Origin of the sequence: Cobetia sp. Dlab-2-AX, from assembly GCF_024124625.1 — a bacterium.
GTDB lineage: Bacteria > Pseudomonadota > Gammaproteobacteria > Pseudomonadales > Halomonadaceae > Cobetia.
In genome coordinates this window covers 201,619-217,964 of record NZ_JAMXRV010000001.1, presented here as the reverse complement: position 1 = coordinate 217,964, position 16,346 = coordinate 201,619, and the positions used below count along the sequence as shown (strand labels likewise).

Here is a 16,346-nt window from a genome sequence, read left to right as displayed (position 1 = left end):
GCATCCGCTCAGCCCGCATTGCCATCGTCATCTTTTCCCTTGCGGGCGCGGCAGCGCTGCGGTGAGCCCGTCGACAGGCCGCCATACGCCGGAATCACCAAGAGAACCTTCATGCCTGAGTCTTCCTCCACGACTGACCAGCGTGCCGATACCGCTGTCAGTGCTGAACATTCCTCCCCCCGCAGTGATGCTCCCACGCCACGTGGTGATATTTCTCATGAGGTCGGGATGTCGCCTGCCTGGCAGGCACGGCTGGCGGCGTCAGCGTGTCCGCTGCTGGGCATCGCGGCCTGGAGCGGCACCGGCAAGACCACGCTGCTCGAGCAGCTGCTGCCCGAGTTGAAAGCACGCGGCCTCCGTGTCGCCGTGATCAAGCATGCGCATCATGCCTTTGATGTCGATACGCCGGGCAAGGACAGTCATCGTCTGCGAACGGCCGGTGCCATGCCGATGCTGGTGGCGTCCGCCAGGCGCTTTGCACTGATGATGGAGACGCCGGACCAGGCGGAGGCCGATCTGGAGCAGCTGGTGGCGCAGCTCGAGGGGCTGGAGGTGGACCTGATTCTGGTCGAGGGCTTCAAGCAGTGGCCGTTGCCCAAGCTTGAGCTGTACCGCGAAGCCGTGGGCAAGCCGCTGCGAGCCCCGGAGGACCCCTGGATCCATGCGCTGGCGACACCGGCGGCGCAGCTGCCGCCTCGTGATGATGTGCCGCAGGACCTCAAGTGGCTGGATCTTGACGATCCTCAGGCGCTGGCTGCCTGGATCGCCGCCTGGCCGGTGCATTGGCGTCTGGAAGGCGGCAAGCCGCGTGGCGAGGTGGGCGCATGAGTCTATCGTGTTTCGATCCGCGTTTCGGCGAGCGCATGCTGAGTGTCGATGAAGCCTTGAGCGTGTTGGGGGAGAGCCTGGCGGGCGTGAGGCGCACGCCGCGCAGCGAGCGTGTCGCTTTGGCGCAGGCACCCGGACGTGTGCTCGCCGAGACGGTCATCTCGTCGCTGGATGTTCCGGCGAAGACCAACGCAGCGATGGACGGCATCGCACTGGCACGGGCTTCATTGCCAGACGCGGAGAGCGGCGAGCCCCTGAGCGATCGCGGCGAATTGAGCGATCACTGCGAGCTGAGCGTGATCGGCAGCTCGCTGGCGGGCCATCCCTGGACGGGCCGGGCGCTCGCCGCGGGGGAGGCCATGCGTATCACGACCGGTGCGGCCCTGCCCGCAGGCGCCGACACCGTCGTCATGCAGGAGCAGCTCGAGTATCGCTCCATGCAGGGTGAGGCCGAAGGGCAGGGCGAGGGCTTGGTCGACGGCGAAGCAGGCGAGCGGGTGGTGATCGAGGGCATGACCAGCATTCGCCGTGGCCAGAATGTGCGTCAGGCCGGAGAGGACATCGCGCGCGGCAGCCAGGTGATGGCGCCGGGCCAGTGGCTGACGCCTGCCGCCGTGGGCGTGCTGGCGTCGCTCGGGCTCGCCGAGGTCGCCGTCTATCGGCCGCTGACGGTGGCGATCTTCTCCACCGGTGACGAGGTCACGGCTCCCGGCGAGACGCTGCCGGCCGGCGGCATCTATGACGCCAATCGCTTCAGCCTTCTGGCGCTGCTGCGCGACCAGGGCATCGAGGTACTGGATCTCGGTATCCTGAGCGATGACGAGGCGAGCGTGAGTGCTGCCCTGAGTGATGCCGCGACGCGTGCCGACATGGTCATCACCTCCGGCGGCGTGTCGGTGGGCGAGGCCGATCATGTGCGCAGCGCTCTCGCTGCCTGTGGTGAGCTCGCGCTGTGGCGCATCGCCATGCGGCCGGGGCGCCCGCTGGCGTTCGGCATGTTGCGTGCCACTCCCGCCGACGCCGAGACGTCATCTTACCAGGTGCCGTTCTTCGGCTTGCCGGGCAATCCGGTGGCGACCATGGTCACCTTCCTGCAGTTCGTGCTGCCCGCGCTACGCCTGTTGTCGGGACAGCAACGGTTGGCGAAGGGTGAGGCGAATGCCTCGGCGACGACACTGGCGCAGTGGCAAGCCCCGCGCCTGCAGTTGATCGCCGGCGAGACGCTGCGCTCACGTGCCGAGCGTGTCGACTATCATCGCGGCCAGGTCGTGCTGGATGCCGAGGGGCGTCAGGTGGTGATGACCACGGGGCGGCAGGGCTCGGGTATTCTGACCTCGATGTTGCTGGCCGAATGTCTGATCGAGATTCCTGCCGGCTGCGCCACGCTTCACGCCGGCGAGCCGGTCATGGTGCAGTGGCTGGGCAGTCGCGGCATCGTCTAGGCGATGCCCATGCAGTGGTCATGCCAGCGAATTCATGAAAAGATAGTCTGCTAATTTTTTGGTCGGTCCTGCTCATCAGGGCTTGCCTGCCTGCTTCTTCAGGCTTTGGTACTTCTGAGATTGCCGCCAGTCAGGCGCACCCGATACGGATACGAGACAGCTCATGAGCCTTACTCATCTCAACGCACGCGGCGAAGCCCATATGGTGGATGTTGCGGACAAGCAGGAAACCCGCCGCGAGGCGCGAGCCAGCGCACGCGTCAGCATGCTGCCTGCCACGCTCGCCCTGCTCGCCGAAGGTGGCTTGCCCAAAGGCGATGTGCTGGCGACGGCGCGTATTGCCGGTATCCAGGCGGCCAAGCGCACTCATGAGCTGATTCCGCTCTGCCATGCCCTGATGCTCTCCAAGGTGACGGTCGACTTTACGCTGGACAGCACCAACAGCTGCGTGGAAATTCAGGTGCTGTGCCGCCTCAATGGACGTACTGGTGTCGAGATGGAGGCGCTGACGGCGGCCTCGGTAGCGGCCTTGACGCTCTATGACATGTGCAAGGCGGTCGACAAGGGTATCGTGATTGGCGATATCCAGCTCGAGACCAAGACCGGTGGCAAGAGTGGAGACTGGCAGCGTCCGGAGGAGGCTGCCGCTGTCGAGCAGACGCCCGCTGAGCCAAGCCGTGCTGAATCAAGCCGAGCCGAGCCGAGCCGTGCTGCGGCAGCTGAGCCCAACGAAGTGAGAGTGACAGCGGGACAGGCCGCTTCGGCGGCACGCGATGATGCCACCGTGCGGATCCTCTTCCTGGCGGAACTGCGGGAGCGGCTGGATCTCGACAGCCTGGCGCTGAACCTGACGACGCTGTCGGAGGCGACGGTCGGGGGCCTCAAGCGCACCCTGGCGCTGCGTGACCCGCAGCTTGAAGCGCTCAATGACACCCGCGTGCTATGCGCTGTCAATCAGGAGATGGTGCGCGATGACCATGCACTGAATGCCGGTGATGAAGTCGCCTTCTTCCCACCGGTGACGGGGGGCTGACATGACCCAGGTCGCAAACGAAGCCACGCAGGCCTTTTCGGTCAGTATTCAGGCCAGCGATTTTGATCTGCGTGTCGAGCAGGATGCCCTGACGCGTGGGCGCGGCGACATCGGTGCCGTGGTGTCCTTCACGGGGCTGGTGCGTGATTTCAATCAGCGTCCGGATGTCGTCGCGCTGACGCTGGAACACTATCCCGGCATGACGGAGCGCAGCCTCGAGCGCTTGATCACAGAGGCGCGCGAGCGCTTCCCGCTCACCGGGGCGCGTATCATTCATCGTGTCGGACGGCTCGAGCCCGGCGACAATATCGTGCTGGTGCTGGTCGCCAGTGCACATCGTCAGGCTGCCTTTGCGGGGTGTGACTTCCTGATGGACCACCTCAAGTCGCGAGCGCCTTTCTGGAAAAAGGAGCACACCGCCACAGGAGATTATTGGGTGCGAGAACGCTCGAGTGATCGCGAGGCACTCGAGCGCTGGCATCCCGAGTCCGCGGTGACGGCAGAGGGTAGAGCGGCAACCCCCTTTGCCGAGCAACACAAGGCTGATGACTCATTGGCCGAGGCCAGCGGCGAAGAGAGACAATCAGCGCTGGCAACACCCAAGTTTTCGGGAGAGTCATGATGGAAACCCTGGTCGATGACTTCGGTCGTCGCATCCGCTATGTTCGCCTGTCAGTGACGGACCGCTGTGACTTTCGCTGCGTCTATTGCATGAGCGAAGAGATGACCTTTCTGCCGCGCGATGAGGTGTTGAGCCTCGAAGAGATCGCGTTGCTGGCGCGCGCCTTCGTGGAATTGGGGGTCGAGAAGATTCGCTTGACCGGAGGGGAGCCGCTGGTGCGGCGTGATATCGGCAAGCTGGTCGATGAAATCGGCGCGCTCGAGGGCCTCAAGGACTTCTCGATGACCACCAACGGTGCGGGCCTTGCCAGGCACGCCGCGCAGTTGAAGTCCGCCGGCATGTCACGGCTGAATATCAGCCTCGATTCTCTGGACCCGGAGCGCTTCAAGGCGCTGACGCGTACCGGCGACCTGAACAAGGTGATCGCCGGAATCCGTGCTGCGCGCGAGGAAGGTTTCCGTATCAAGCTCAATGCGGTGGTGCTGAAAGGGCGCAATGACCACGAAGTGGTCTCGCTGGTCGAGTTCGCGCGTGAGGAAGGCCTGGATATCAGCTTCATCGAAGAGATGCCTCTGGGTCAGGTCTCGGACCACGGTCGTGATGAGACCTTCTGCTCCAGTGACGATGTCCAGGCGCGCATCGAGACGCGTTATCCGCTGATTCCGACCCTCGAGGACAGCCTGGGGCCGGCCCGTTATTTCCGCATGGCGGACAGCGAATCACGTGTGGGATTCATCTCACCGCACAGTCATAACTTCTGCTCGACCTGCAATCGTGTTCGCGTCACGGTGGAAGGGCGTCTGTTGCTGTGCCTTGGCAATGAGCACTCGCTTGATCTGCGCGAGATCATGCGTCGCCACCCGGGTGAGATCGAGCCGCTAAAGGCCGCGATCATCGATGCCATGCACCTCAAGCCCGAGCGTCACTACTTCACGACAGATGGTGATGTCCAGATCGTTCGCTTCATGAACATGACGGGAGGCTGAGCCCTTTTTCATTCTCGGTCATGTTGTTCGAGGCCTGCAGAAGCCTTTGATGTATCAAAAGACACCCCGCCATCATGCGGGGTTTTTGTTGGTCTATTCTGTGGAAACACAGCCTTGCTTTTGACAAGGCTTGTTAGTTCATATTTAGCGCTTATACTTTGTTGCATTATCACATCCGGTGCGATGACTCGCAGGGATTCCAGCTCAGTGCATATGGTGGAGGTAGCGAAATGACAGCCGATTCTCTCGAAAAGATCGCTCGTAACAAGAATGTTGCTCGTGCAGCAGCGCGTCAGCTGTCCATGGAGCAACTGCACAAGCTCTCCGAGGTCATCAATGAGGTGATCGAGCAGAAAGCCGAAGAAGACGAGCAGCGCCGCGAAGAAGAAATCGCCAAGGAGCGCAAGCTTGCCGAGATTCGTGATGCGATGATCGAAGCAGGCCTTTCCGTGGATGATCTGGTCAGTGATCAGCCCAAGCGTCGTGGCCGTCCGCCGAAGAACAAGTCCGTTTGAGACCTTCGGCCTGACGCCATGGAGGTGGCTGAAGTGCTTGAGAACGAGATTTCCAGTCGGAAAGTTGGCAATCTCGCCATCACCAGTCCCTGAGCGCCTCCCAGTAGCAGAAAAGCCCGCCCGGTATTTCCCGGGCGGGCTTTTTCATGCCTCGCTTTGCGCAGGGCAGTGAGCTCGAAGCGGCCATCACTTCCATGTTGGCGCGATACTCACTCCTGATTCATGGCCATGATATGCAGGAAGAGCACCGGCTCATGGCGCAGGTGGTTGCGCAGCCAGCGATTGATGCGTCCATCGAGTTGCTGCTTGAGTTCACGTTCATTGCTGGCATCCAGGCCTGCCAGGGTGTCATCCAGCCACTCGGCGAAACTGTCTTCATCCAGGCTTGAGGTGCCGCTGATATCCAGCATCAAGCGGCCGATGCGAACCCAGCCGGCTTCCTGCAGCGTGACGGGCAACGCGAGCGAGACGCTGCCATGCCGGCCGAGACGCGCGCGGGCACGGCGGTCCATGGAGTCCAGCGGGCGCACCTTGTCATGCTCGATGATGCGTTCGTGCAGAGTCAGTCGTTTCTCCACCGACAGCCCCTGAGCATCGAGGCGAATCACGTCACCATTGACGGGAATCAGCGGTGCCTCGATGCCCAGGGACTGTGCCACCTGGGTGTGAGCGAGCTGGTGGCGATATTCGCCATGCACCGGCAGCAGACGTACCGGCTTGAGCCAGCCATAGAAGGTGCGCAATTCTTCCTGTGCCGGGTGGCCGGAGGCGTGCAGGTCCGGGAACTGCTTCTCTTCCATGATGCCGACGCCGAGTCGTGTCAGGGCATTGTGCAGCTTGCCGATGGCCAGTTCATTGCCGGGAATCGCCTTGGAAGAGAAGATCACGGTGTCGCCGGCAGCCAGTTCGAAGTCCGGATGCCGAGAATTGGCCAGGCGTGACAGTGCGGCGCGCGGCTCGCCCTGGCTGCCGGTGGCGATCACCATGACCTCTTCCGGGGGCAGATAGCCCAGGTCCTTCACCGGTACCAGTGGCGGGAAGTCCTCCAGATAACCGAGACCGCGGGCGACGCGCACCATGCGCTCCATCGAGCGACCCAGCAGCGTGATGCGGCGACCATTGCGTGCGGCGGCGCGCCCCAGTGCCAGTATGCGGGCCAGATTGCTGGCAAAGCAGGTCACGACGACGCGTCCGCGACAGCCGGCCAGCGTCTTCTCCAGTGCGCGTGCAACCTCGCCTTCACTACGCGAATGGCCTGCCAGCGGCGCATTGGTGGAGTCGCCGACGACCAGATCGACCGGCGCCAGTGCCTGATAGCGCTCCGGATCGGTAGGCTTGCCGATCAACGGCTCCGGGTCCAGCTTCCAGTCGCCGGTATGCATCACGCGATATTCCGGCGTGACGATCAGCAATGAGCAGCTTTCCGGAATCGAGTGGGTCAGCGGCAACAGTCGCAGCGCGAAGGGGCCGGATTCGAAGCCTTCATCCACCTCGATGATCTGCAGGCTGGAGGTTTCCAGCTCGCGCTCGGCAAACTTGGCGCGCAGCAGGCCAGCCGCCAAGGGCGTGGCGATGATCGGGCAGCGCCACTTTGGCCACAGCCAGGCGACTGCGCCGATGTGGTCTTCGTGGCCATGAGTGATCACCAGCATCTGCGGGCTGATGCCCAGGCTTGCCAGAGACTCGATATCCGGTACCTGCAATGGACCTTCCGGCAGGTCCTGACGAATCATCATGCCGCAATCCACGGCGATCCAGTGATCCTGATAACCATACAGCGTCAGATTCATGCCGATCTCGCCGCAGCCACCCAGTGGTAGCAGGTGCAGCGGCGGACGTTGTCTCTGACGGACTTGAACGCGGGGTTTCAACATGGATGTCATGCCATCTATAAAGTGTGGCTCAACTATACGGGAATCCCGCGAAGCGCCACAAATGGCGCTGTTGTCCGCTCGCATCAATTCGAGAGCGGCCCAGCCGTCCGCGTGACGCCTTGAGGTGGGCTGACGTGATGGCCACTGATCGCAATGTCGTATTGACCATATGGACAGAATCGGGGCGCAGCACTGTTTCAGGCCGCGCGATCAGCTACAATAGTTCACCTTTGCCGAGGGGCTGCTTACGGGCGGCGTCATGATACCTCGCGCAGGCCGGCTCATGCCGGCTGAACATCATTCCCGCTATCACAATGGTTGAACTTACGATGTCTCACGCCTATCGCCTGGTGGTGTCCTGCCCTGATCAGGTCGGAATTGTTGCCCGAGTTTCCACTTTCATCGCCGAGCAGGGCGGGTGGATCACCGAAGCCAATCAGCATTCTGATCTTGGCGCCGGTCGTTTCTTCATGCGCTATGAGATCAACCCCGAAACCATCGGCCTGAGCGCCGCTGAGCTCGGCAAGCGCTTCGCCCCGATCGGCGAAGAGTTCGGCATGCAGTGGCGCGTGCATGACACCGCAGCCAAGAAGCGTGTCGTGCTGATGGTCTCCAAGGACTCCCATTGTCTGGTGGACCTGCTGCATCGCTGGCAGTCCGGTGATCTGGATTGCGAGATTCCCTGCGTCATTTCCAACCACGAGGACATGCGCTCGCTGGTGGAATGGCACGGCATTCCGTTCCATCACGTGCCGGTCGACAAGAATGACAAGGCGCCGGCCTTTGCCGAAGTCGAGCGTCTGGTGGAAGAATCCCGGGCCGATTGCATCGTGCTGGCGCGCTACATGCAGATCATTCCGCCGAGTCTGTGTGAGCGCTATGCCGGTCGCCTGATCAACATCCACCACAGCTTCCTGCCTTCCTTCGTGGGTGCCAAGCCGTATCACCAGGCCTTCGGGCGCGGGGTCAAGCTGATCGGCGCGACCTGCCATTACGTGACTGAAGAACTGGATGCCGGCCCGATCATCGAGCAGGACATCCATCGCGTCACACACTGCCATACCGCCGAGGAACTGGTGCGCATCGGCCGTGATGTCGAGCAGAAGGTGCTGGCGCGCGGCCTGCGCTGGCACCTGCAGGATCGTGTGCTGATCCACGGCAACAAGACCATCGTCTTCGCCTGAGCCCCGCTTGCTCAGCGCATGAGTCTGTCATCGACCTGAAGTCGTGACGATGAAGCCGGTACCTGTCCTAGGTGCCGGCTTTGTTGTTTGCGGGATGGGGTGGGCGCCTGGTGCGAGCTAGAACAATCCCAGCTGCTGGGCGTCCTCGCGGGCCTTGAGGCGTACGCCGACGCCCAGCAGGCGGACAGGGCGGTGGCCGCGTTGCCAGGCTTGCTCCATCAGCAGGGCGAAGCTGTTGGCGCTCGGCAGCGTGGTGGTCGAGGCGGGGAGCAGGTTTTCCAGCGTGGTGCTCTCGAAGTTGCTGAAGCGGATCTTGACGAACTGCTTGGCCAGCACCGGCTGGTCATGACGGGCGTGACGGCTGGTCAGGCGTTCGAGCAGGGCGGGCAGGCGCTCCAGGCAGGCCGGCAGGTCAGGCAGGTCGTGATCGAAGGTGTGCTCGACACTGATCGACTTGCGTTCGCGTTCGACACGCACCGGTCGCTCATCGATGCCGTGCGCCAGTTCGTGCAGGCGGGTGCCGAACTTGCCGAAGTGCTCGGCCAGTGTCGTCAACGGTGTGCCGCGCATGTCTTCGCAGGTGGTGATGCCCAGGCGTGTCAGACGCGCCAGCGTCGCGGGGCCGACTCCGTGCAGCTTGCCGACGGGCAGCTGGCGGATGAAGGCGTCGCTGGTCTCGGGCGTGATCACCGTCAGGCCGTCGGGCTTTTCCCAGTCACTGGCGATCTTGGCCAGAAACTTGTTGGCGGCCACGCCAAGGGAGAGGGTGATGCCGGTGCGCTTGAGCGCCTCTTCCTTCAGCCAGCGCGCCATCCAGGTGGCGCTGCCCTGAAAGTCAGTCACGGCGCTGACATCCAGATAGGCCTCATCCAGCGAGAGAGGCTCCACCAGGGGCGTCAGCTCATGGAAGAGTGCCTGGATCTCGGCGGAGACGGCGCGGTAGCGCTCGAAGTCCGGTGGCACCAGAATCAGCTGTGGGCACAGGCGTAGCGCGCGGGCAGTCGACATCGCCGAGCGTACACCGAAGGCACGCGCGGGATAGTTGCAGGTGGCGATGACACCGCGTTGCTCGGTGCGGCCACCGATGGCGATGGGCACCTCGCGCCACTCGGGATGGCGGAGCATCTCGACGGCGGCATAGAAGCAATCGCAGTCGGCGTGGAGGATCTTGCGCATGCGCGCATCATGCTAAAAGACTGGATGGCTGTCCAGTGGCGGTGCCCATTCATTGCGCCTGAGCCGGCTCACCAACGACAACGCCCGACAGTAAGGAGAGTCCTCTCTGTCGGGCGTTGTCAGGTCTGGCATCTCGCTTGGGGGCGCGAGGCTGTCGCTCAGCGGATTACAGCGTCATCGCGGCCACCCAGCCGAACACGATCAGCGGGATGTTGTAGTGGAGGAAGGTCGGCACCACGCTGTCCCAGATGTGGTCGTGCTGCTGATCGACATTCAGGCCGGCCGTCGGGCCGAGGGTCGAGTCAGAAGCCGGTGAGCCGGCATCCCCCAGCGCGGCGGCGGTGCCGATCAGCGCGACGGTGGCCAGCGGCGAGAAGCCGAATTGCAGCGCCAGCGGCACGTAGATGGCGGCAATGATTGGAATGGTCGAGAAGCTGGAGCCGATGCCGAGAGTGATGAACAGACCGACCATCAGCATGACCAGTGCGGCCAGCGGCTTGTTGTCTCCGATGATATGGAAAGAGGCGTCGACCAGGGTCTGGATGTCGCCGGTGGCCTTCATCACGGAAGCGAAACCTGCCGCCGAGATCATGATGAAGCCGATCAGCGCCATCATGCGCATGCCGGAGGTGAAGAGGTCATCCGCTTCGTTCCACTTGAACAGACCACCCAGCGAGAGGATGGCGAAGCCTACCAGGCCGCCGAGAATCATCGAGCCGGAATACAGCTGAATGCCGAGGGCGGCGATGATGGCGATGCCTGCCATGACCAGGCCGCTCTTGGACGGCGTGTGCATGGGCGTGTGGTGCGGCACGTTGCTGGACTTTATCTCGCGGGTCGCGTAGTCACGCGGCTTGCGGTAGGAGACGAACAGCGCCGTCAGCAGGCCGAGGAACATGCCGCCGACGGGAATCGCCATCGCCATCGGCACCATGCCACGGGTCACGTCGAGGCCGAGCGACTGGCCGGCATCATTGATGTTGGCCAGCAGGATGTCGTTGAGGAAGATGGAGCCGAAACCGACCGGCAGCAGCATGTAGGGCGCGGTCAGGCCGAAGGTCAGTGCACAGGCCACGGCACGACGATCCAGACGCAGGCGGTTCATGGCGACCAGCAGCGGCGGAATCAGGATCGGGATGAAGGCGATGTGAACCGGAATCAGGTTCTGGGAGGAAATCGCGACCAGAGACACGCTGCCCAGCAGGCCGTACTTGATGGCCGTATGGCGTCGCGGCGTGCTTTCGCCATTGAGCAGGCCGATCAGACGTGCGGCGAGCAGGTCCGGCAAGCCGGAGCGAGACAGGGCGACGGCGAAGGCACCGAGAGTGGCGTAGGCCAGCGCGACCTTGGCGCCGCCGCCGACACCGTCATTGAAGGCGCCGAGCGTGTCGGTCAGGGACAGCCCGCTGAACAGACCGCCGACCAAGGCGCCGGCGACCAGCGCGAAGACGACCGAGACGCGAGCCAACGACAGGCCGACCATGACCAGGACGGCCAGAATTACCGCATTCATGCGAGTACCTCTATGTGGGGTTGTGCCAGCTTTGGGAGTGTTGCGGACAGAGCGGGCGAACTGTGGGTGCGTGGCCACCCGATCCCGGGGCAATGCCTCGCATGACGTGTACATTCGTGACGAATGCCTTGCTGTCGCAGTGTTCCTGAGGCTTCCTCCTGAATGCCGTCAAAAACGGCGCATAATCTTACCAGAAGGGCAACGCAAGCTGAATGGCCGATGAACGTGGGCGCTGCCAAATGGCACAAGTTGGCGTGCCATGACGGCTTTTTGTAGAATGCCACGCTGCCCGGCGGCTGCAGTCGCAGGCGTTATTCAACAGGAGTGCGCATGCTGGAGCTGGAAAATGCCCGCGTCATCGGCATGGGAAATGATCGGCGTGTCTATCAGGACCCGAACGACCCCCATCGCTGCATCAAGGTCCCGCGTTACCCTGACAAGGGCAGCCGCCAGAATGAACGCGAGCAACGCTATTTCGAGGGCCTGGTCAGACGTGGCATGCGCGACTGGTCCTATGTGCCTGCCTACCACGGCAGTGTCGCCACCGCCGAGGGACTCGGGCTGGTCTTCGATCTGATTCTCGACAGTGACGGCTCCACGTCACGCCGACTGCGCGAGGTGCATCTCGAGACCCCCGAGCGCCTGAGCGCCGAGGTGCTGGTGAGCGAGCTGGCCAATCTCTATCGCTATCTCGAGAAACGCTGGTTGATTCCGTCTGATCTCAATGATCGCAATATCGTGGTCCAGTTCAGCGACGACCAGCCCCCCAGGTTGTGGCTGATCGACGGTATCTCGAATCCTGACTTCATTCCGCTGGCGACCAGTGTCGCCTGGCTGGCACGGCGCAAGGTCGCGCGTCGCTATCGTCACTTCCTCAAGAAGCTGGTCAAGGGCGGTCAGCTCTCGCCAGAGGATTATCAGGCGCTCGAAGCCCGTCTGTGGGGGTGAATGCCTCTGATGGTGATGGCTCTCGAGACTGGTGGGTCTCGAGGGTGACTGCCCCTGATGGCGCTTGTCGCTGATAGCAATGGCCTTTGATGAACATCGCCAGGGGCAGTCGTGTTGTATGTCAGTGCAATCAGTGCATCAGTGTTCCAGAGTCTCGAAGTAGCTGGTCATCGCATGGGTGATCTGGCGCAAGTCCTGTGGCGAGGTGATATAGGCCGGCATGGTATAGAGCCAGCGCCCGAAGGGACGTAACCAGACACCCAGTTCACGGGCATGGGCTTGAGCGCCTGCCAGACTGCTGGCATCGTGCACTTCTATCACCGCCGTAGCACCCAATACGCGTATATCGCGAATGGCGGGGTGGGAGAAATTCAGCAGGGTGTCGCGCAACACTTGATTGAGCTCGGCAATCTTGCCCAGATAATTCTCTTCCTCGAACACCGCGAGACTTTCCAGTGCTACCCGACAGGCCAGTGGATTGCCCATGAAGGTCGGGCCGTGCATGAAGGCGCTGTTGGCATCCTCACCATCAAATGCATGGAAGATATGACTCTGGGCCAGGGTGGCGGCATGTCCCAGATATCCCCCCGTCAGTCCCTTGGAGAGCACCATGATGTCAGGAGAGACATTGGCGTGTTCACAGGCAAACATCTTGCCGGTCCGACCGAAGCCGGTCGCGACCTCATCGAAGATCAATACGATTCCGAACTCATCACATAACTCGCGTGCCGCCTCGAGATAGTAGGGCGAGTACATGTTGAGGCCACCTGCCGCCTGTAACAGTGGCTCCATCAACAATGCCGCTATCTCATGCTGGTGTGTTTCCAGGCAGGCGCGCAATGCGCTGATATCGTCTGCTACCTCTTCACGACTGGCACTGAAACCGGCAGTCGGCGCCGGTGCGAAATGATGTCTGGGCAGGAAGTCGGCGAACAAGGAATGCATGCCTTCTTCGGGGTCACACACTGCCATGCAGCCCGCCGTATCGCCGTGATAGGCCTTCATCAATGACAGCATGCGCGTCCGTCCGCGCGTGTCATTGCGGTCTTTGCGCTGTTGCTGATATTGCACTGCCATCTTCATGGCGACTTCCATGCCCACCGAGCCGCTATCCGAGAAGAAGACATGATTCAGGCCCTCAGGGGTGACACGCACCAGCGCATCGGCAAGCTCCTTGGCCGGTCGATGGCGAATGCCCCCCAGCATCACATGGCAGAGTTCTGCCGCTTGCTGCTGGATGGCCGCGACGAGACGCGGGTGTCCGTAGCCATGGATCATGCACCACCAGGAACATGTCGCATCCAGCAGTGTCTCACCTCCCGCCAGTGTCATGCGGGCTCCCGTGCCGCCGATCACCTCCAGTGGCGCTGGCATGTCCTGCATCTGGGTATACGGGTGCCAGAGAGAAAGTGAGTCCGTATCGCGGGTCGGCATCTGGGAGAATGGCATGGAGTATCTCTGCGAGTGGCGGGGTAGTGGTGTGGTGTGATGACGGCGCAATCTTTGTCAACTTTGACCATTCTATCAGGTTGACAGTTTTTTTGAAGTGACGCTTTCTGGAGAAAGTGTTGCATTTCGCACCGCTATTAGTTCGTCACCTGCTTTAGTATGGACTGCTGTTGTTCGTTCAGGTGCATGCTTTTCGAGGTGCGCAGGCAATGATTGCCCATCATCAAAAGTCTGCACTGTGACGCTGTCACGCCGATGGGGAAAGTGGTTGCATAATACTTCCTTGTGGGTTGTCGTCATGAATTGTGCATATCCCGTGAATGTTGGAGGCCTAGTCATGGCGGGCCCTCAAGCCCGATATCAGGTCGTGGCAAAAAGTTCTTCGTGTTGTTGCAGTGACCCTTTTGGCAGATCTGTCTTCAGTTGTGACAGTGGATAATGAAGTGCTTGGGCAGTGAGTAATTTTTTCTGGCTATTGCATTGATCGGAAAGATTGCATACTTTGGAAACATGTTATTTAAGACTTCACCTTGCAGTTGACTCGGTCTATAATCGCCCTTGATCTGGTGTGGGCGCTTAACTGTCCCGAGTGTCCTGCACAAGTCTTTATGAAAACGCGCTGTTAAACATGTACGGCAGATGAATATCGCCGGGCCTCACTCAGCATCGTGTTTTCGTGACTCAACTGTCTGTCCCGACCTCCTGGAGATACTCATGTCCCTGTTGACTGATTTCATGCAGAAAGAGCAAGAGCTCAAGAAACTTCAAGAGCAGCTGGAAAGCCTGCGCAATGATGACCGTCTGAAGAACGAACTCGAATTCAAGGACAAGCTGGACGCGCTGATGGGCGAGTACGGCAAGTCCACTCGTGACGTCATTACCCTGCTGGACCCGAAAGCGTCCCAGGCGCCGGCTGCTGCTGCACCGGAAAGCAAGACCGGTGGCGTGCGTCGCAAGCGCAAGCTGAAGGTCTACAAGAACCCGCACACCGGTGAAGTCATCGAGACGCGTGGTGGCAACCACAAGCAGCTGAAAGAGTGGAAGGAAGAGCACGGTGCGGAAACCGTCGAATCCTGGCTCGAGCGCACTGAAAGCTGAGCACTGGCTTGGTTGCCAGCTAGCTGACGCTGCCAGACATGAAAAAGCCCCGCAATCGCGGGGCTTTTTCATGTCTGGCGTTTGGCTGACGCTAGACGACGGACTCCCTCTTTTGAGCAGGTCTTGAGCAGGTCTTGGGCAGGTCTTGAGAAGGCCTAGAGCAGAGCGATAGGGCGCTTTCCCGTGAGACTCACTGTGAAATTACAGCGTCAGAAAGCGCCACTAACGACAGTCGTCATGCCCGAGGGCTGTCATTGGGGCTATCAGCTATCACGCTGATTGAGGTCCACCAGGCGACCGATGGCGAGAATCTTGCCTGTCGGTTTGCCGGTCGGCGACCCGCCTTCTGGCTCCAGTGTCATCTCCAGCAGCTGGCCCGGACTCATGCTGCCGATCTGCTCGGCGCTGAGTTCGATGCCGGCAATCGGGTCGACCAGCCCCAGTGAGCGCGGCCCTTCTTGCGGGTCGGTCAGGGTCCACAGTTCGATGGCGCGATCCGTCGGACGCTCGATGGAGACGTTCGGTGTCAGCTGCAGGCCCCCGCTGGGCGTGACATTGGCCACCCAGGTCGGCGTACCCGGATCTTCCAGTGTCTGCAGAATAGCGACTATGCGTTGCGCATCGCCGTCAGGTGTCTGGGTAGCCACCTTCGGTGACGTGCCCTCAAGCGACGCGCTGGGAGAGAAGGGCCCCACCTGCATGACCAGCGCCAGGGCGAGCCCCGCTCCGAGCCCCAGGCCGAGACCACCGCCTAGCCAGCGCAGTAGCCAGGGCGCCTTGGTCGAGGTGCTTGTCTGCTCTGCGTCATGGCGAGCGGCGTTATCGCGGGTGGCGGAGGACTGCTTGAGGCGCACCAGGCTGGCGTCGATGCGCTTCCATAATGAGTCGGAAGGGGGCTCCGGCGGCAGGCGATCACTCACGCTCAGCCAATGTTGCTGCCAGCGCAGGGCCATGCGTGCGGCATTGTCATCGCGCTCGATCCAGGCGCGCACTTCGGCCTCGCGTTCAGGGTCCAGCAGCCCGAGGGCATGCTCACCCAGCAGCAGGTTCTGTTCTTCGGGAGATTCGGGAATCAGGGGGCTATTCATCGTGACAGGCACTCCTGCAGTAGCTTGAGACCGGCGCGGATGCGTCCCTTGATGGTGCCAAGCGGTGCGCTCAGCTTCTCGGCGATCTGTTCGTGTGTCAGTCCCTTGAAGAATGCCAGCAGAATGGGCTCGCGTCGTGGCACTTCCAGCTCACCCAGGCAGTCACTCAACTGGTGCGCCGTCTGGCTGTCATCAGCCGCGGTTTCCGGGTTGGCGAGCAGATCGGCCAGGGTGTCGAGCGCATCGCTGTCGCCGCGTGGCGTCCGCCCCTGGGCGCGCAGTTGATCCAGGGCGCGATAGCGCAGGATGGTAAACAGCCAGGCGCGACCATTGCCGAGTTCACGGCGATACTGACCCGCGTTGGACCACAGCTTGATGAAGGCGTCATGGACGGCATCTTCCGCCTGGTCGCGGCTGTTCAACAGGCGCATGGCGAGCGCCAGCATGCGGCCCGATTCAAGATCATAGAGGCTGCGGAACGCGGCCTCGTCTCCGCGTGCACAGGCTTCTATCGCACTGGCGTGGTCAAAGCTTTCCGCGTCTGGCGGACTGACTGACGGCTTCTGTGCTGGCATGGGGCGGCCGGCTCC

14 protein-coding genes and 1 pseudogene are annotated in these 16,346 nt (G+C 61.8%); 9 read left to right on the top strand and 6 right to left on the bottom strand.

What is annotated here, in order from left to right; genetic code table 11:
- Positions 1-228 precede the first annotated feature (228 nt).
- The 6 genes and pseudogenes from mobB to NH396_RS00915 all read left to right on the top strand — a co-directional run bounded on the left by mobB (position 229) and on the right by NH396_RS00915 (position 5,426).
- Positions 229-828, top strand: coding sequence for a molybdopterin-guanine dinucleotide biosynthesis protein B (gene mobB / locus NH396_RS00940; protein WP_253061519.1), 600 nt, complete (start codon positions 229-231; stop codon positions 826-828).
- Positions 825-2,270 carry a gephyrin-like molybdotransferase Glp gene (gene glp / locus NH396_RS00935; RefSeq protein ID WP_253060969.1) on the top strand — a complete coding sequence of 482 codons (1,446 nt, stop codon included), beginning with the start codon at positions 825-827 and terminating at the stop codon, positions 2,268-2,270. Before mobB ends, glp begins: the two co-directional genes overlap by 4 nt.
- 163 nt (positions 2,271-2,433) lie before the next feature.
- A complete protein-coding gene (gene moaC / locus NH396_RS00930; RefSeq protein WP_253060967.1) occupies positions 2,434-3,303 on the top strand; it encodes a cyclic pyranopterin monophosphate synthase MoaC in 870 nt (289 codons plus the stop codon).
- 1 nt (position 3,304) lies between these two features.
- Positions 3,305-3,766, top strand: a pseudogene (locus NH396_RS00925) (molybdenum cofactor biosynthesis protein MoaE); the annotation flags it as partial.
- A 155-nt stretch (positions 3,767-3,921) separates the two neighbouring features.
- Complete coding sequence (gene moaA / locus NH396_RS00920; protein WP_253060965.1) at positions 3,922-4,911, top strand: GTP 3',8-cyclase MoaA; 990 nt, start codon at positions 3,922-3,924, stop codon at positions 4,909-4,911.
- Positions 4,912-5,141: 230 nt separating this feature from the next.
- Positions 5,142-5,426 (top strand): hypothetical protein, encoded by a 285-nt coding sequence (locus NH396_RS00915; RefSeq protein ID WP_043336782.1) that lies wholly within the window; start codon positions 5,142-5,144, stop codon positions 5,424-5,426.
- A gap of 209 nt (positions 5,427-5,635) precedes the next feature.
- Here the strand turns inward: NH396_RS00915 and NH396_RS00910 are convergent, their stop codons facing one another.
- Positions 5,636-7,216, bottom strand: a complete 1,581-nt coding sequence (locus NH396_RS00910) for a ribonuclease J (RefSeq protein ID WP_253061517.1) — start codon at positions 7,214-7,216, stop codon at positions 5,636-5,638.
- Positions 7,217-7,629: 413 nt separating this feature from the next.
- Between NH396_RS00910 and purU the strand changes: the two genes are divergently transcribed.
- Positions 7,630-8,484 carry a formyltetrahydrofolate deformylase gene (purU, locus tag NH396_RS00905; protein WP_253060964.1) on the top strand — a complete coding sequence of 285 codons (855 nt, stop codon included), beginning with the start codon at positions 7,630-7,632 and terminating at the stop codon, positions 8,482-8,484.
- A 117-nt stretch (positions 8,485-8,601) separates the two neighbouring features.
- Here purU and dinB read toward each other — a convergent pair whose 3' ends face one another.
- Positions 8,602-9,660, bottom strand: coding sequence for a DNA polymerase IV (gene dinB, locus NH396_RS00900; protein ID WP_253060963.1), 1,059 nt, complete (start codon positions 9,658-9,660; stop codon positions 8,602-8,604).
- Positions 9,661-9,826: 166 nt separating this feature from the next.
- On the bottom strand, positions 9,827-11,173 hold the full coding sequence (locus NH396_RS00895; RefSeq protein WP_253060962.1) for a Na+/H+ antiporter family protein: 1,347 nt from the start codon (positions 11,171-11,173) through the stop codon (positions 9,827-9,829).
- Between the two features lie 330 nt (positions 11,174-11,503).
- Between NH396_RS00895 and NH396_RS00890 the strand changes: the two genes are divergently transcribed.
- The gene (locus NH396_RS00890) at positions 11,504-12,121 is read left to right on the top strand and encodes a YrbL family protein (RefSeq protein ID WP_043336773.1); all 618 of its coding nucleotides are present in this window, start codon (positions 11,504-11,506) and stop codon (positions 12,119-12,121) included.
- A gap of 138 nt (positions 12,122-12,259) precedes the next feature.
- Here the strand turns inward: NH396_RS00890 and bioA are convergent, their stop codons facing one another.
- On the bottom strand, positions 12,260-13,570 hold the full coding sequence (bioA, locus tag NH396_RS00885; protein WP_253060961.1) for an adenosylmethionine--8-amino-7-oxononanoate transaminase: 1,311 nt from the start codon (positions 13,568-13,570) through the stop codon (positions 12,260-12,262).
- Positions 13,571-14,284: 714 nt separating this feature from the next.
- On the opposite strand from bioA, the gene NH396_RS00880 reads away from it, so the two are divergent.
- Entirely contained in the window at positions 14,285-14,668 is a 384-nt protein-coding gene (locus tag NH396_RS00880) for a histone-like nucleoid-structuring protein, MvaT/MvaU family (RefSeq protein WP_043336770.1), read from the top strand.
- Positions 14,669-14,931: 263 nt separating this feature from the next.
- On the opposite strand, the gene NH396_RS00875 is transcribed toward NH396_RS00880, so the two are convergent.
- Positions 14,932-15,756, bottom strand: a complete 825-nt coding sequence (locus NH396_RS00875; RefSeq protein WP_253060960.1) for an anti-sigma factor — start codon at positions 15,754-15,756, stop codon at positions 14,932-14,934.
- Positions 15,753-16,331 carry a sigma-70 family RNA polymerase sigma factor gene (locus tag NH396_RS00870; RefSeq protein ID WP_043334088.1) on the bottom strand — a complete coding sequence of 193 codons (579 nt, stop codon included), beginning with the start codon at positions 16,329-16,331 and terminating at the stop codon, positions 15,753-15,755. Before NH396_RS00870 ends, NH396_RS00875 begins: the two co-directional genes overlap by 4 nt.
- Between the last annotated feature and the right edge of the window lie 15 nt (positions 16,332-16,346).